This is a genomic window from Zavarzinia sp. CC-PAN008, from assembly GCF_051903925.1.
In the GTDB taxonomy this organism is placed as follows: domain Bacteria; phylum Pseudomonadota; class Alphaproteobacteria; order Zavarziniales; family Zavarziniaceae.
Genome location: NZ_CP173678.1, coordinates 3,933,353 through 3,949,036, shown reverse-complemented (window position 1 = coordinate 3,949,036; position 15,684 = coordinate 3,933,353). Strand labels below are relative to the sequence as shown.

Genomic DNA, 15,684 nt, shown 5'->3' with positions numbered 1-15,684 from the left:
ATTCCTGCGCCCGCCGCGCGGCCGTGGCAATCGCCAGACGCAACCGCGAGCGAATGGGGATCAGGGTGTGGCCGCCCGCTCCCTGAGCAGATCCTCGCGCAGGCGGAACTTCTGCAGCTTGCCGGTCGGCAGGCGCGGCAGGTCGGCGCGGAACAGGATCAGCTTCGGCGTCTTCACCCCCGACAGGAACTGCCGCATGTAGCTGCGCAGCGCCTCCGCCGCCTCGGGCGTTGCGTGGGCCATGTCGCGGGGCTGGACGACGGCCACCACGACCTCGCCCAGGTCGTCGTCGGGCAGGCCCAGGACGGCGACGTCGACCACGTCGGGATGATTGATGCAGACGCTCTCGATCTCCTGCGGATAGACGTTGACGCCGCCGCTGATGATCATGAAGTCGCGCCGGTCGGACAGGTACAGATAGCCGTCCGCGTCCAGGCGGCCGACATCGCCGACCGTCATCCAGCCATGGCGGTTCAGCGCCCGGCGGCTCTTGCCCGCATCGTTGTGGTACTGGACCGGGCGGCCTCCCTCCGAATAGATCAGGCCGACCTCGCCCGCCGGCAGCGGCTCGCCTGCGTCGTCGCAGATGTGGATGCCGGCACCGCGCCCGACGGAGCCGGGATGGGCCAGCCAGTCCTGCGAGTCGATCATCGTGATCGAGCCCTGCTCCGTGCTGCCGAAATACTCGAGCAGGATGGGGCCCCACCAGTCGATCATCGCCCGCTTCACCGCGGGCGGGCAGGGGGCGGCCGCGTGCAGGGCGATGCGGTGCGAACTGAGGTCGTGGCCCAGCCGCGTCTCGTCCGGCAGCTTCAGCATGCGCACGAAATGGGTCGGCACCCATTGGCTGAAGGTGACGCGATGGCGCTCGATCAGGGCCAGCGCCTCCAGCGCGTCGAAGCGCTTCATGCAGACGACGGTCCCGCCCAGGCGCAGCGTCGCCATGCAGCTGAAATAGGGGGCCGAGTGGTAGAGCGGGGCCGGCGAGAGATAGCGGTCCCCCGCCGTCATGCCGAACAGGCGGAAGCTCTCCATCATCGCCAGGGCCTTGGCGCCCCAGTCTTCGTCCGGGTTGAGGCGGATGCCCTTGGGCCGGCCCGTGGTGCCGGAGGAGTAGAGCATCTCGGTCCCCGGGCGCTCATCCTCCGGGCGGGTGGTCGGCTGGGCCGCCAGGGCGGTCGCCCAGCGCAGGTAGCCCGGGCCCTCGACTGCGGCCGCGAAGCGGACGACGTCCGGCAGCAGGCCCGGCAGGGCGGCGAACGCCTCGCCGATGGCGGGCGAGGTGAGCAGGGCCCGGGCCTCGCTGTCGCGCACGATGTACTCGACCTCGCTGGCCGTGAGGCGTGAGGAGACGGGCACGACCACCAGGCCGGAGCGCAGGCAACCCACCGCCGCCTCGAAGAACTCCAGGCCGTTCTCAAGGCACAGGGCGACCGCCTCGCCCGGCATGACGCCGTGGGCGCGGAACAGGTGGGCGGCCTGGTTGGCCCGCGCCTCCAGCTGCCGGTACGTCAGGACCGGTCCATCGGACATGATCACCGCCGGCTTTTCCGGCATGTCCCAGGCCAGGTCCGCGATCGTGCCGTCTACCCTTTGTGCCGCGCCCATCCGATCCTCCTGTCCCTGCGCCTCGTGCCGTCCCGCTCAGGCGGGGGTGGCCTCCGCCGGCATGTCGAGCGCCATCCCGGCCATCGTGCCGTCGTCGCGCCAGTGCCGGAGCAGGCGGTTGAAGGCGTTGAGGCCGGGCGTGTAGAAGTCGGCCAGCGCGCGGCCCTCGTCCTCCGCGATCTGGCCTTCGTTGTTGTAGTAGCCGGGTGTGCAGGCGCGCAGGACGCCCACGCTGGCGGCGCCCAGCCGGCGGATCGTGGCCACCCACTCGGCCTCCGCCTCGGCGGTGGGCTGCACCGACAGGGCGCCGCGCGCGCGCACCTGACCGATGACATAGGCGATCTGGTCCGCTTCCCCCGCCAGCATCGAGGTGTAGTTGGGCGAGATGCCGTTCTGGTTGCCGCCCAGGAAGAACCAGTTGGGAAAGCCGTGGCTGGCATAGCCGTGGAAGCTGCGGACGCTGCGGGCCCAGGACTCGGTCAGGCTGCGCCCGCCCTGGCCGCGGATGTCGATGGGCAGGCGGCGCTGGAAGCTGCTCGTGATCTCGAACCCGGTCGCGAAGATGATGCAGTCGACCGGATACTCGACCCCATTGGCGACGACGCCCTGCGGCGTGATCCGCTCAACCCCCAGCGACGCGCTGGTGTCGACCAGGGTGACGTTGGGCCGGTTGAACGTGGGCAGGTAGTCGTCGTGGAAGCACGGCCGCTTGCACAGGCGGGGATACCATGCCTTCAGCGCCTCCGCCGTCGCGCGGTCCTTGACGACCGCGTCGACCCGGGCGCGGACGTCGCTCATCTTGCGCATGTCGGCCAGCTCGGCCTGGGCCATCAGCTCCTGGATCGACTGCGCCCTGTCGCGGCCCGATGGCCGGTAGTTGCGCATGTCGGTCCACATGTCGTCCACCAGGTCGACGTCCGTCGGCTCGCCCAGGTAGACGGCGTTGAAATTATCCTGGCGCTCGCGCTGCCAGCCGGGCTTCAGGCCGGCGGCCCAGGCGGGATCGGTCGGCCGGTTGCCGCGCAGGTCGACCGAGGACGGCGTGCGCTGGAAGACGTACAGGTGGCGGGCATGGCGGCCGACATGCGGCACGACCTGGATCGCCGTGGCGCCGGTGCCGATGATCGCCACCCGCTTGTCGGCCAGGCCGGTCAGGCCGCCAGTGGTGTCGCCGCCGGTATAGGCATAGTCCCAGCGCGCCGTGTGGAAGGTGTGGCCGGCGAAGCTGTCCAGCCCTGGGATGCCGGGCAGCTTTGGCCGGTTGGCGGGCCCGGTCGCCACGATGACGAAGCGCGCGGCGATCGCGTCGCCGCGGCTGGTGGCGACGTGCCAGCGCCTTGCATCCTCGTCCCAGCGCATGGCGGTGACGCGCGTCTGGAACAGGGCGCAGGGGTAGAGGTCGAAGTGCCGGGCCAGGCGCTGGGTATGGGCCAGGATCTCGGGCTGGAAGGCGTACTTCTCCCGCGGCATGTAGCCGGTCTCTTCCAGCAGCGGCAGGTAGATGTAGCTCTCGATGTCGCACTGGGCGCCGGGATAGCGGTTCCAGTACCAGGTGCCGCCGAAGTCGGCGCCGTCCTCCACGATGCGCAGGCTGTCGACGCCCGCGTCGCGCAGGCGGGCCGCCACCATCAGGCCGCCGAAGCCACCGCCGACGACGAGCACCTCCACCGTTTCCCGCACAGGCGCGCGGGCGAAGGCGGGGTCGGCATGGGGATCGTCGTCGCCATAATGGGCAAAGCGTCCCGCCGCCTCGACATACTGGGTGGCACCGTCGCGGCGCAGGCGGCGGTCGCGCTCGTGCTGATAGCGGGCGCGGATCGCATCCGGGTCGAAGCCGGCCGCGCTGGCGGGCGATTGGTCGGGCATGTCGTCCCCCTGTGGATCGGTTCTGTCAGGCCGCGAGGCCGGCCCACATCGCCTGGGCCAGGCCCAGGGCGCGCGGGTCGATCAGCAGGCCGCTGCTCATGCGGTTCATTGCGTAGGCAAAACTGGTGCGGGCGTTCATGTCGATCAGGCCCAGCGAGCCGCCCCAGCCGCACCAGAAGATGCTGTCCGGGTTGGGCGTCTGCAGCCACGGCCCGGGCAGGCCGAAGCCCAGGCCATAGCGGGCATGGAAGCCGAGGCAGAGGTCGATGCCGTCCGTCTGCTGCTGCAGCGTCCGGCGGACCGTTGCCTCCGACAGCAGGCGGCGACCATTGGCGACCCCGCCATTGGCCAGCAACGCGTGGATGCGGGCGATGGAGCGGGCGTTGCCATGGCCGCCCGCCGCCGGGATCTCCGCAGCCCGCCAGTCGCGCGTCCGCGTCGCCCGGGCGTCGATCATCGGGTTGGTCGCCATGTTGATCAGCAGGGCGCTGGGCACCACGCCCGGCACCGGCACCGGCGGCGGCGGGGGCACCAGATCGGCGACCCGGTGGTCGTGCTCCGGCCCCAGGCCGATATGAAAGTCGGCGTCCAGCGGCCCGGCGATCTCCTCGCGAAAGACGGTGCCCAGGGTGCGGCCGGTGATGCGGCGCACCACCTCGCCCACCAGGTAGCCCTGGGTCATGCCGTGATAGCCGGACGCCGTGCCCGGTTCCCACGAGGGGGCCTGCGCAGCCAGCAGGGCGGTCGCCTTGTCCCAGTCATACAGGTCGGCCGGGGTCATCGGCGCCGTCCACCCGGACAGGCCCGCGCTGTGCGCCATCAGGTGGCGCACCTGCACCCGGTCCTTGCCGTTGGCCGCGAATTCGGGCCAGTAGCGGGCGACGGGCGCGTCGAAGTCGAGCTCGCCCCGGTCGGCCAGCAGCAGCGCGGTCAGCGCCATCATCGTCTTTGTCGTGGAATAGACGTTGACGATGGTGTCCTCGACCCAGGGCCGGCTGCGGGCCTCGTCCGCCCAGCCGCCCCACAGGTCGACCAGGGGCTCGCCCTCCAGCGTCACCGCGACGCTGGCGCCGAGTTCTGTTCCATCGGCCAGGCTGTCGGCAAAGGCCTGGTGCAGGGCGGCGAAGCGCCGGTCGGCAAAGCCGCCCAGCAGGGGGGCGCCAGCAGCGGCGCCGGGTTCGGTACGATCGGGCATGGATCCTCGGCAGGTCGGGGTAGCGGCTGCGGCGCGTCAGTCGAGTGCCGCGAAGGCGGCAAGCAACGCCTGGTGCCGGGCCTCCAGCAGGTCGGCCACGATGCGGTCGGTGTGAATGAACAGGCGGTTGGCGCGCACGGCGTCCAGCACCATCTCGCCCACCCGGTCGGAGGGCACGCCCTGCTGCAGCCAGGCGGTCGTTGCGTCCAGCCGCGCCTCCACCGCGCGGGTCTGTTCCGCACTCAACGGCTGCTCCCGCGCCGGGCGCAGGCTGTGGGTGCGCTTGACGATGTTGGTGGCGACGGGGCCGGGGCACAGCACGCTGACGCCGATGCCGGCACCCTGCAGTTCGCGCTGCAGCGCCTCCGCCATGCCGACGACCGCGAACTTGGCGGTGGTGTAGAGCACGCCCGAATCGGTCGCCACCAGGCCGGCGCCGGACGCCGTGTTGACGACATGGCCACCGGCGCCGCGCGCCACCATGCGCGGCACGAACGTCTCAACCCCGTTGATGACGCCGCCCAGGTTGATGCCGATGCCCCAGTCCCACATGGCATAGCCCATCTGGGCCACGGGAGCGCCGCCGGCGACGCCGGCATTGTTGAACAGCAGGGACACCGGGCCCAGGCGCGCCTCGACCGCATCGGCGGCGCGCGCGAAGCCGTCGCGGTCGCGCACGTCCAGGACAAAGGTTTCGACCCCCGTGGTCGTCGCAAGCTCCGCCTTCGCGGCATCGAGCGCGGCCGCGTCCAGGTCGGCCAGCGCGACATTGGCGCCGGCCTTGGCCATGGCGCGGGCAATGCCAAGGCCGATGCCGTTGGCGCCCCCGGTGATGAAGGCCGTCCGGCCCTGCACGTCAGTCATTCGTCTCCACCCTTCCTGCGGCGTTGCAGTGGTCTGCCCGGCCGCATCGGGTCCAGCCGCCACCATCGGACCGTCCCTTGCGGGAGCGGCCCGGGGCGAACTGTGGCGGGGCGTCTGCCCCTGCGTCCAATTCATAGTGCTTCGCCGTCATGCCCCATGGGAATGGCAGGACGCGCCGGGCCCTGGCATTCCCGGCGGGCATGAAGCGGCGGCACTATGAATTGGACGGCCGGCGGTCGGGCGTGCAGTCACTAGGCGCGCCAGGATCCTGAACGCCGGACCGACTGCCCCCCGGGGGCGTGTCGAGAATGCCGGTGGCGCGATGGATGGCGGAGGGACGTTTCTAGCGGAGGAACCCGATGCTCTTGCGTTTCGCTTGCGCGGCTGCGCTGGCGCTCGTCCTGTCGGCTGGCGCCATGGCCGACGACAACAGCCTGCCGGCGCAGCCCGGCGTGCACGATGCCCTGTCGACACTTCTGAAGATGCCGCCCGGGCGGACCTATACCGATGGCGAGATCCGCGCCGCGCTCGCCAACAGCACGCGCGGCCTGAAATGGTACGAGCACCTGGACGAGCCGTTCCGCCAGCAGATCCTGCGCCATCCGCCCGATCGCTGGCTGGCCGTCATCATCTGCAACTTCCAGGGGGCGCCGCCGGGCACCGAGTACGCCAAGCAGTGCGAGGACGCCTACATCCAGCGCCGCGAGCGCGTTACCTCGCAGTGGGACGAGAACGGCAACTGGGTCGGGGCGAGCGAGGCCTGCCGCAAGGCCAATGTCCGCACGCAATATGGCGAGCTGATCTGCCAGCCGGAGCAGCCCCGCCCGCCGGGGAGCTGAGCCAGAAACCTCAACCGGGGAAGCTGAACCGGGGCTGGCTTCAACGTCCGACGCGCCAGGCCAGCCCCGCCCCGTCTGTCCGGCCGGGGCGGGGTCGTTGGGCGCTAGCGGGCGTTCATGCTGTGCTTGATGGCGCTCATCTGGTCGTGGCCGGCACGGACCGAGGCATAGGCCTTGGTGATCGCGCCGCGGGCCTGGGGCGACAGGGCGGTGTCGGCCACCGCGTCCTCGTACTTCGCCTTGATATGGTCCTCGCCGCGCTCGACTTCGGCGACCACGGCCTCGTCGCCGCTGGACAGGGCATTGCGCAGGTTCACAAACACGCGGTGTGCCGCGGCCAGCAGCGTGCCGCTTTCCTTAGGGTCGCCGCCCGCGGCCACCACGGCGGCCTGCAGGTCGGCCGCAACGCCGTGGCGTTCGCTGGCGCGGGCGGAGAACAGCTCCTTGAAGCGGCCGCTTTCGGCGTCCTTGGCCGCTTCCTCATAGCCGTTGGCGCTATCGATCGTGGTGGCGATCAGGTCGTTCAGGACGTCGACGTCGTGACTGGTGTTGGCCATGGAACCTCCGGTGCGGCAGCGGGGAGGGGGGATGCTGCGGCGGTGCCATAGCGGCCCTGGGCCAAGATTGTTCCCGACGGCGCCGCGTCAGGTGGGGGCGAGCGCGCGGTCGATCGCCCGGCGCAGCTGCTCCGCCCAGAAGGGCTTGGCCAGCAGGGGATAGGTGCGCCAGCGCTCGGGCAGGTCGCGCGGGTCGCGGCCGGTGGCAAAGACGAAGGGGATGCGGTTCCTGTCCAGCAGCTCCGCCACGGGCCAGACGACATCGCCGCCCAGGCCCACGTCCAGCAGGGCGAGGTCGAAGTGCATCGACGTCACCATGGCCAGCGCGCCGGGCACGTCGCGCACGACGTCGACCGACCCGCAGCCCAGGGCCGCCAACTGGTCGTCAAGCGCGATCGCCGCGATGCCCTCATCCTCGCAGACGAGGATGTGAAGATCATCGAGGGGCAGGGGGTTCGTGATCCGCATCGCCAGCACTTTCTTGGGGCCAAGGGATGCAACACGGGCGCCGGCCGAATGTTTCCCGCCTGCGTTGAAGAGTGCCGCACCAGAGGTGGCGGAGGGGATGGGATTCGAACCCACGATAGGGCTTTTGACCCTATAACGGTTTAGCAAACCGCCGCCTTCAGCCACTCGGCCACCCCTCCAAGCCGGGGCCTGGAACCTTGGGTCCGGGGTGACGCCACGCAACGCCCCGGGGCTGACCGCCGGGCAAGAATCCCCGGCGGGAAGGGCGCCAATATGGCGTGTCCGCCCGCCCTGTCAATGCGCATCGCAGGAGCGGCGGCCCCGGGTGACGGACGTCCCGGAACTTCGTACAGTGTTCACGCGATCGCCGCGGGCACGGACCCGCGGGACGACAGAGGGGGAGCGTGCGGCGCGTGACGGCGGACGGACTGGCGACGGCGACGGGCATTTCCGGGGATGGCGACGTCATCCTGGCGACCGAGGGGCTGACCCGGGCGTTCCGTGGCTTCGTCGCCGTCAAGGACGTCGCCCTGCGCATCCGGCGCGGCACGGTGCACGCCCTGATCGGGCCCAACGGCGCCGGCAAGACCACCTGCTTCAACCTGCTGACGCGCTTCCTGGCGCCGAGTTCGGGCCGCATCCTGTTCGAGGGCCGCGACATCACCCGGGCGAGCCCGGCCGAGGTGGCGCGCGCCGGCATGGCGCGCTCGTTCCAGATCTCGGCGGTCTTCCCGCACCTGACCGCGCTGGAGAATGTCCGCGTCGCGCTCCAGCGCAAGCGCGGCCGGTCCTTCGACTTCTGGCGCAGCGACGCCGTCCTGCGCCGCCATGACGAGGCGGCGCGCGCCCTGCTGGACGAGGTGGGCCTGGCCGACATGGCGGGGGCGACTGCGGCCGAACTGTCCTATGGCCGCAAGCGGGCGCTGGAACTGGCGACGACCCTGGCGCTGGAGCCGCGCATGCTGCTGCTGGACGAGCCCACCGCCGGCATGGGCCACGAGGACGTGGAGCGTGTGACCGCGCTGATCGCCAAGGCGGCGCGGGGGCGCACGGTGCTGATGGTCGAGCATAACCTGAGCGTCGTCTCCCACCTGTCGGACCGCATCACCGTGCTGGCGCGCGGGCAGATCCTGGCCGAGGGCACCTATGGTGAGGTGTCGGCCAACCCGGCGGTGATGGAGGCCTATCTGGGCTCCGGCCTGGAGCCCGGTGCCGCGCATGGCTGAGGCGGTGCTGACGGTCGCGGGGCTGAACGCCTGGTACGACGAATCGCATGTCCTGCACGGCATCGACTTCGAGGTGCGGGAGGGCGAACTGGTCACTCTGCTGGGCCGCAATGGCGCCGGCAAGACGACGACGCTGAAGTCGATCATGGGCCTGGTGCGCCGGCGCAGCGGCTCGATCCGCGTCAACGGGCAGGAGGCGGTGGCGGCGCCGCCGCACGTCATCGCGCGGGCGGGCATCGCCCTGTGCCCGGAGGAGCGGGGCATCTTTGCCAGCCTGTCGGTGGCGGAGAACCTGGACCTGCCGCCCATGCTGAAGCCGGGCGGCCTCTCGCGCGAGGCGGTGCTGGACCTGTTCCCCAACCTGCGCGAGCGGCTGCGCAGCCAGGGCACCAAGCTGTCGGGCGGGGAGCAGCAGATGCTGGCGATCGGCCGCATCCTGCGCACCGGCGCGCGCATCCTGATGCTGGACGAGCCGACGGAGGGCCTGGCGCCGGTGATCGTGCAGCAGATCGGCCGCACGATCCGGACCCTGAAGGACCAGGGCTTCACCATCCTGCTGGTGGAGCAGAACTTCCATTTCGCCGCCACCCTGGCCGACCGCCACTATGTCGTGGAGCGGGGCCGGGTGATCGACGAGATGGCCAACACGGCCGATGCCGCGCAGCAGGGCCGGATCCATGCCTATCTGGGCGTTTGACGACACATCCTGGGGAGGACGTGCCATGAGAAGATCACTGGTCCTGGCGAGCCTGATGCTGGCGATCGCCACGGGCGCTGCCCATGCCGAGATGTCGGGCAATGTCATCAAGCTGGGCGTGATGAACGACATGTCGGGCCTCTATGCCGACATTGCGGGCCAGGGCTCGGTCGTCGCGGCGCAGATGGCGGTCGAGGATTTCGGCGGCAAGGTGGGCGATACGCCGGTCGAGATCATCTCAGCCGATCACCAGAACAAGGCCGATATCGGCGCCAGCCTGGCGCGCCAGTGGTACGACGTCGAGGGCGTGGACGCGATCCTGGACGTGCCCACGTCCAGCGTTGCCCTGGCCGTGGCGGAGGTCACGCGGGAGAAGAACCGCGTCCTGCTGAATTCCGGGGCGGCCACGTCGGACCTGACGGCGGCGAAGTGCACGCCCAACACGGTCCACTGGACCTATGACACCTGGGCCCTGGCCAACGGCACGGGCCGCGCCGTGGTCGCCAATGGCGGCGACACCTGGTTCTTCATCACCGCCGACTATGCCTTTGGCCACGCGCTGGAGCGCGATACGTCGGCGGTGGTCCAGGCCGGCGGCGGCACGGTCGTGGGCACCGTGCGGGCGCCGCTCAATACCGCCGACTTCTCCTCGTTCCTGCTCCAGGCGCAGGCCTCGGGCGCCAAGATCGTGGGCCTGGCCAATGCCGGAGGCGACACGATCAACTCGATCAAGCAGGCGGCGGAATTCGGCATCGTGGCCGGCGGGCAGAAGCTGGCGGGCCTGCTGATCTTCCTGTCCGACGTGCATTCGCTGGGCCTAGAGACGGCGCAGGGGCTGCAGCTGACCGCCGCCTTCTACTGGGACCTGAACGACGACACGCGGGCCTTTGCCAAGCGCTTTGCCGAGCGCCATGGCGGCCGCATGCCGACCATGATCCAGGCCGGCGTCTATGCCTCGACCCTGCACTACCTGAAGGCGGTGCAGGCGCTGGGCAGCGACGGCGACGGCGCCGCGGTGGTGGCGAAGATGAAGGACCTGCCGACCGAGGACGCCCTGTTCGGCAAGGGCCAGGTGCGGATCGACGGCCGCACCATCCACGACATGTACCTGTTCGAGGTGAAGACCCCGGCCGAGAGCACGGGGCCCTGGGACTATTACAAGCTGGTCTCGACCATCCCGGCGGACAAGGCCTTCCGCCCCCTGGCCGAGGGCGGCTGCCCCCTGGTGCAGCCATGAGCGCGCGGCAAGGCGTCCCCGTGGCGCCCGCGCGCGGCGGCCTGTGGCAGGACCTGAAGCGCATGCTGCGCGAGGCGGAGCAGGGTCGGACGGACGCTGGCGAGGTGATCTTCGTCGGCGAGTTCGCCCCCGCCCTGTTCGTTCGCGCTGCCCCGCCGCGCGCCCAGCCCGAGGACCGCGCTTGAGCGTGGTCGGGGAATGGCGGCGACCTGAGAACCCTTCCCCCTCGCGGAGGAGGGCAGGGTGGGGGGGCGGTAACGCCGGTTCCATCCTTGCCAGGGTTGGCGCGGGCGTGTCTGCCCCCCCATCCCAACCTTCCCCCGCGAGGGGGGAAGGGGCTGACTGGCCGCTTGAGGTGATCGATCGCCTCGACGATCCGGTGCAGCGCCCATGACCATGATCCTGGGGGTGCCGGTGCAGGCGCTGCTGGGGCAGTTGCTGGTCGGCCTCATCAACGGCTCGTTCTACGCACTGATGAGCCTGGGCCTGGCCGTCATCTTTGGCCTGCTCAACATCATCAATTTCGCGCATGGCGCGTTCTACATGCTGGGGGCGTTTGCCGCCTGGCTGCTGCTGGCGGAGCTGGGCATCGGCTATTGGGGCGCGCTGGTGCTGGCGCCGCTGATCGTCGGCCTGTTCGGCATCGTGCTGGAGCGCACGCTGATCCGCAGGCTGTACCAGCTTGACCATCTCTATGGCCTGCTGCTGACCTTTGGCCTCGCCCTGATCCTGCAGGGGCTGTTCAGCTATCGCTATGGGACGTCGGGCCTGCCCTATGCGATCCCGGCGGAGCTGCAGGGGGCGGTCAACCTGGGCTTCATGGTCCTGCCGCTTTATCGCGGCTGGGTCATCATTGCGTCCCTGGTCGTGTGCCTGGGGACCTGGGCGGTGCTGGAGCGGACCAGGCTGGGCGCGCGGCTGCGCGCGGCGACCGAGAACCCCACGCTGGTCCAGTCGTTCGGCATCGACGTGCCGCGGCTGGTCATGCTGACCTATGGCTTCGGCGTCGCCCTGGCCGCGTTCAGCGGCGTGCTGGCCGCTCCCATGTACCGGGTCAGCCCGTTGATGGGGGCGGACCTGATCATCGTGATCTTTGCCGTGGTCGTGATCGGTGGCATGGGCTCGATCCTGGGCTCGATCGTCACCGGCTTCTCGCTGGGCCTGATCGAGGGCCTGACCAAGGTGTTCTATCCCCCGGCGTCCAGCACGGTGATCTTCGTCATCATGGCGATCGTCCTGCTGGTGCGGCCGCAGGGCCTGTTCGGGCGCACGCAATGACAGGGGAGCGCAGCCTGCTGCTGCCGTTCCTGCTGCTTGTCGCCGTGCTGCTGGCAGCACCCTTCGTGGTCTATCCCGTCCTGGTGATGAAGATCCTGTGCTTTGCCCTGTTCGCCTGCGCCTTCAACCTGCTGCTGGGCTATGTCGGGCTGCTGTCGTTCGGGCACGCCGCGTTCTTTGGCCTGGGCGGCTATGTCTGCGGCCATGTGCTGAAGGAACGGGGCTTTCCGCCGGAGGCGGCCCTGCTGGCGGCCAGCGCCGGCTCGGCCCTGCTGGGCCTGCTGTTCGGGGCGGTGGCGATCCGGCGCCAGGGCATCTATTTCGCGATGGTGACGCTGGCTTTGGCGCAGCTGCTTTATTTCCTGTGCCTGCAGGCGCCACAGACGGGGGGCGAGGATGGCATCCAGGCGATCCCGCGCGGCCACCTGTTCGGCGTTCTGGACCTGGACCAGATGATGGTCCTGTACGGCGTCGTGGTCGCGATCTTCCTGGCCGGCTTCGGCCTGATCTGGCGCGTGGTGCATTCGCCGTTCGGCCAGGTGCTGAAGGCGACGCGCGAGAACGAGATGCGCACCCTGTCGCTGGGCTATGTCCCCGACCAGTACAAGCTGATCGCCTTCGTCCTATCGGCGGCGCTGGCGGGCCTGGCGGGCGGCATGAAGTCGATCGTGTTCAAGCTGGCGAGCCTGCCCGACGTGCATTGGACCATGTCGGGGGAGGTCGTCCTGATGGCGCTGATCGGCGGGGTTGGCACCATGCTGGGCCCAGTCGTGGGGGCGGCGGTGATCGTGACGCTGCAGAACACGCTGGCCGGACTGGGGCCATGGGTCACGATCGTGCAGGGGTCGATCTTCGTCGTGTGCGTGCTGGCCTTCCGCCGCGGCATTGTGGGCGAGCTGCAGCGCCTGCTGAGGCGCCCGCTCTAGTCGCGCAGGACCTGGGCCAGGAACGTCGCGACGCGGCTGCGGTATGCGTCGGTCGCCAGCGACGAGGCCTGGGCGTGGTTGGCGCCCGGGACCAGCCACAGGTCGCGCGGGCCCGGCACGGCATCGTAGAGGGCGCGTGTCTCCTCCGGCGGGGTGAAGCTGTCATCGGCACCGCCAATCACCAGGACGGGGGCGGGGAAGCGGCGCACGGCGTCGCGGGGGGACAATGCGTCCGGCCAGACGCCATAGCGCAGCAGCGACTGGTAGCTGAGCAGCGGCTCCGCGATGCCGGCCAGCAGGACCGGCAGGCGGGGTGCCACCCGGTTCCAGATCGCCTGGCGCAGCGTCGGATAGACCGCCTGCAGCACCAGGCCATCGGCCGGAAGCGGACCGTCCGGGCCGAGCAGCGCCGCGGCCCCGCCCATCGAAATGCCGATCACGGCAATGCGGGCGCCGTCCTGGCGCTGCTTCAGCCAGGCGAAGGCGGCGTGCGCCTCCTGCGCTTCGTGCCAGCCGAAGCTGCGTTCCGCCAGGGTTGAGCCGCCATGGCCGCGGAAGTCGATCGCCAGGCTGGCATAGCCCAGGGAGGCCAGCCAGTCCGCGGTGCCGCGCATCTGGCCGCGGCTGGAACCCAGCCCGTGCAGGATCAGCACCCCCGGTGCGCCGGGTGCTGGCCCCGGCCGCCAGGTCCCGGCGATGGCCAGGCCGTCGGGCAGGGCCAGCGTGATGTCCTGCGCCGGCGCAACGGCAGGTGCCACGGGCCAGGTGGCGCCCGCACTGAGCATGCTGCCGCCGAACCAGGCCCCGGCCAGGACGCCGGCCAGCAGGGCCAGCACGAGATAGGGAAGGCGCTTCAGCGGCCCTCCCGCGTCCAGCCGCCGATCAGCGCGCCCAGGGCCAGCAGCAGCAAGGCCAGCGGCGGCAGCAGCGGCACGCTGTCCAGGCCCGTGACGCGGTAGGCGCGGTTGTCGCGCAGGCCGATCCAGCCGTCGCCGGCGGCCGTGCGGTCCGGTGCCACGCGGCGCAGGGTCGGCATGCCGTCGCGCAGCCAGGCGACGCCGCCGCCCGTTGCCTCCGCCACCGGCGCCATGGGGCCAGCGCTGGCGCGCACGTCCGCCATCTCGCGCGGGTTCAGGGGACCGACCGCGGCGACCGCTGTGCGGGTGCCATCGGTCACGCGATAGAGGCCGGGACGGTCGACGACCTGGGTCGATTGCGACATCCCGTTCCCGGCATCGGCCAGCGTGATCTCCCGCGTCGTGCCATCGGGGGCGGTCAGGGTCAGCAGGGGCTGCTCGGGCGAGAGGCTGCGCCGGTCGATCACCAGGCGGTTGCCGTCCGCCCGCATCCGCAGGTCCTCCTCCTCCAGGTCGGGTTCCTTCATCAGCCAGTGCGCCAGGCGGCGCATCAGTTCGGCCTGCGGGCCGCCGCCCTCCAGCCCGCGCTGCCACAGCCAGGCATGGTCGGTCATCAGCTGCGCCACGCGGCCTTCGCCCACGCGGGAGAGGACCAGAAGGGGCTGCTCGTCCATGCCCGTCATCAGCACCTCGCCCGTCGAGACGGTCGAGGGGATGGTCCGGAACCAGCGGCCCCAGGTCGGCTGCTGCCCCGCGGCGCCCGCCCCTTCAAGCCCTGCGGAGACGGGGTGGCGGCGCCCGGTGTCCGTCACCTGGGGACGGTATCCACCCTGGATGTCGTTGCCGTTCGGATTGGCCGGCAGCACGACCGACAGGGGCGTGTCGTGCAGGCTGAGATTGCGGTCGTCGCTGGGGCTCTCCGCCACCAGCACCGCGCCGCCCGCCTCCACATACTGCGCGACATAGTTCAGGTACGACAGCGGCAGGATGCCCCGCCGGTTGTAGCGGTCGAACACGACCAGGTCGAAGTCGTTGAGCTTCAGCTCGAACAGTTCGCGCGTGGGGAAGGCGATCAGCGACAGCTCGTTGATCGGGGTCCCGTCCTGCTTGTCGGGCGGGCGCAGGATGGTGAAGTGCACCAGGTCGACGGACGGGTCGGCCTTCAGCAGGTTGCGCCAGGCCCGTTCGCCCGGATGCGGCTCGCCGCTGACCAGCAGGACGCGCAGGCGGTCGCGCACGCCGCTGACCGACACGACGGCGCGGTTGTTCTCCAGCGTCAGTTCGCCCGGCCCGGCCTCGACCGAGACTTCGAGCACCGTGGCGCCGCCATGCGACAGGGTGAAGGGGACGGGCGTCGGCCGGTCCAGCGGCACGCTCTGCCGGACCGGTGCGCCGCCGTCCTGGACCAGGGTGACGATGGCCCGATCGGCCAGGCCCGGCGCGGGCCCACCCTCGTCGATGACGCGGACCAGAAGCGTCATGCTGGTCCCGACCATGCCGTAGCTCGGCGCCTCGTCCACCACCAGGCGGCGGTCGCGCTCGTCGGGCGCGCCGGTCAGCAGGGTGTGGACCGGTCCCTTGAGCTCGGTGCGGGTCCGGGCGGCCAGGGCCTCCGCGGACGGAACGTCGTGGACCTGGCCATCGCTGATGATGACCATTCCGGCCAGGCGCTCCGGCGCCACGTCGCCCAGGCTGGTTTCCACGCTGCGGAACAGCTCGGTGCCGTCGCCGGGCGGCACCACCACCTCGCGCACGTCGAGATTGCCCTGGGCCTGGAGCGCGGCGCGCATCGCCTGGGCGGCGGCGTCCGTCTGGCGTGCCCGGTCCGCGATCTCCTGGCTGGCGGAGCGGTCGACGACCAGCAAGGCGATGTCGTTCAGGCGCTCCCGCCGCTCGGTCACCAGGGTGGGATCGGCCAGCGCCACCAGCAGCAGGGCGCCCGCGGCGGCGCGCAGGACGATGCCGCGGCTGCCCGCGCGCAGCAGCAGCGCCAGCACGATGGCGAGCCCCAGGCCCAGGCCCGCCAGCACGGGCCAGGGCAGAAGCGGGGCAAAGGTGATTTCCAT

General features: G+C 70.8%; 15 protein-coding genes and 1 tRNA gene. 7 read left to right on the top strand and 9 right to left on the bottom strand.

The genetic code is table 11. From position 1 onward, the window contains the following. Positions 1-60: 60 nt before the first annotated feature. From ACI6GS_RS18485 to ACI6GS_RS18470, 4 genes are read right to left on the bottom strand one after another with little or no spacing between them, the layout of a single operon-like run. Positions 61-1,608: an AMP-binding protein gene (locus ACI6GS_RS18485; RefSeq protein ID WP_439814936.1), complete on the bottom strand. Its 1,548-nt coding sequence runs from the start codon at positions 1,606-1,608 to the stop codon at positions 61-63. Positions 1,609-1,644: 36 nt separating this feature from the next. After that, positions 1,645-3,474 carry a flavin-containing monooxygenase gene (locus ACI6GS_RS18480; protein WP_439814935.1) on the bottom strand — a complete coding sequence of 610 codons (1,830 nt, stop codon included), beginning with the start codon at positions 3,472-3,474 and terminating at the stop codon, positions 1,645-1,647. 25 nt (positions 3,475-3,499) lie between these two features. Continuing rightward, a complete protein-coding gene (locus tag ACI6GS_RS18475) occupies positions 3,500-4,669 on the bottom strand; it encodes a serine hydrolase domain-containing protein (protein WP_439814934.1) in 1,170 nt (389 codons plus the stop codon). A 36-nt stretch (positions 4,670-4,705) separates the two neighbouring features. Next, positions 4,706-5,533 carry an SDR family NAD(P)-dependent oxidoreductase gene (locus tag ACI6GS_RS18470; protein WP_439814933.1) on the bottom strand — a complete coding sequence of 276 codons (828 nt, stop codon included), beginning with the start codon at positions 5,531-5,533 and terminating at the stop codon, positions 4,706-4,708. 359 nt (positions 5,534-5,892) lie between these two features. Here ACI6GS_RS18470 and ACI6GS_RS18465 point away from each other — a divergent pair, with 359 nt between their 5' ends. Continuing rightward, on the top strand, positions 5,893-6,372 hold the full coding sequence (locus tag ACI6GS_RS18465; protein WP_439814932.1) for a hypothetical protein: 480 nt from the start codon (positions 5,893-5,895) through the stop codon (positions 6,370-6,372). Positions 6,373-6,476: 104 nt separating this feature from the next. Here the strand turns inward: ACI6GS_RS18465 and ACI6GS_RS18460 are convergent, their stop codons facing one another. The 3 genes from ACI6GS_RS18460 to ACI6GS_RS18450 form a co-directional block, all read right to left on the bottom strand. After that, positions 6,477-6,929 (bottom strand): PA2169 family four-helix-bundle protein, encoded by a 453-nt coding sequence (locus tag ACI6GS_RS18460; RefSeq protein WP_439814931.1) that lies wholly within the window; start codon positions 6,927-6,929, stop codon positions 6,477-6,479. Positions 6,930-7,016: 87 nt separating this feature from the next. Continuing rightward, positions 7,017-7,397 carry a response regulator gene (locus ACI6GS_RS18455; RefSeq protein ID WP_439814930.1) on the bottom strand — a complete coding sequence of 127 codons (381 nt, stop codon included), beginning with the start codon at positions 7,395-7,397 and terminating at the stop codon, positions 7,017-7,019. A gap of 86 nt (positions 7,398-7,483) precedes the next feature. Next, positions 7,484-7,576: transfer RNA gene (locus ACI6GS_RS18450), tRNA-Ser, on the bottom strand. Between the two features lie 234 nt (positions 7,577-7,810). Here ACI6GS_RS18450 and ACI6GS_RS18445 point away from each other — a divergent pair. From ACI6GS_RS18445 to ACI6GS_RS18420, 6 genes are all read left to right on the top strand, one after another. Beyond that, positions 7,811-8,623 carry an ABC transporter ATP-binding protein gene (locus ACI6GS_RS18445; protein WP_439814929.1) on the top strand — a complete coding sequence of 271 codons (813 nt, stop codon included), beginning with the start codon at positions 7,811-7,813 and terminating at the stop codon, positions 8,621-8,623. Then, positions 8,616-9,320 carry an ABC transporter ATP-binding protein gene (locus ACI6GS_RS18440; RefSeq protein WP_439814928.1) on the top strand — a complete coding sequence of 235 codons (705 nt, stop codon included), beginning with the start codon at positions 8,616-8,618 and terminating at the stop codon, positions 9,318-9,320. Before ACI6GS_RS18445 ends, ACI6GS_RS18440 begins: the two co-directional genes overlap by 8 nt. Before the next feature lie 25 nt (positions 9,321-9,345). Continuing rightward, positions 9,346-10,557, top strand: coding sequence for an ABC transporter substrate-binding protein (locus ACI6GS_RS18435; RefSeq protein WP_439814927.1), 1,212 nt, complete (start codon positions 9,346-9,348; stop codon positions 10,555-10,557). Continuing rightward, positions 10,554-10,742 carry a hypothetical protein gene (locus ACI6GS_RS18430; protein WP_439814926.1) on the top strand — a complete coding sequence of 63 codons (189 nt, stop codon included), beginning with the start codon at positions 10,554-10,556 and terminating at the stop codon, positions 10,740-10,742. The genes ACI6GS_RS18435 and ACI6GS_RS18430 overlap by 4 nt, the downstream gene beginning before the upstream one ends. 205 nt (positions 10,743-10,947) lie before the next feature. Then, positions 10,948-11,835 (top strand): branched-chain amino acid ABC transporter permease, encoded by an 888-nt coding sequence (locus ACI6GS_RS18425; RefSeq protein ID WP_439814925.1) that lies wholly within the window; start codon positions 10,948-10,950, stop codon positions 11,833-11,835. Next, complete coding sequence (locus tag ACI6GS_RS18420) at positions 11,832-12,761, top strand: branched-chain amino acid ABC transporter permease (protein ID WP_439814924.1); 930 nt, start codon at positions 11,832-11,834, stop codon at positions 12,759-12,761. The genes ACI6GS_RS18425 and ACI6GS_RS18420 overlap by 4 nt, the downstream gene beginning before the upstream one ends. Here the strand turns inward: ACI6GS_RS18420 and ACI6GS_RS18415 are convergent. Next, entirely contained in the window at positions 12,758-13,597 is an 840-nt protein-coding gene (locus ACI6GS_RS18415) for an alpha/beta hydrolase (protein WP_439814923.1), read from the bottom strand. The genes ACI6GS_RS18420 and ACI6GS_RS18415 overlap by 4 nt on opposite strands. Positions 13,598-13,614: 17 nt before the next feature. Continuing rightward, the gene (locus ACI6GS_RS18410; RefSeq protein ID WP_439814922.1) at positions 13,615-15,684 is read right to left on the bottom strand and encodes a hypothetical protein; all 2,070 of its coding nucleotides are present in this window, start codon (positions 15,682-15,684) and stop codon (positions 13,615-13,617) included.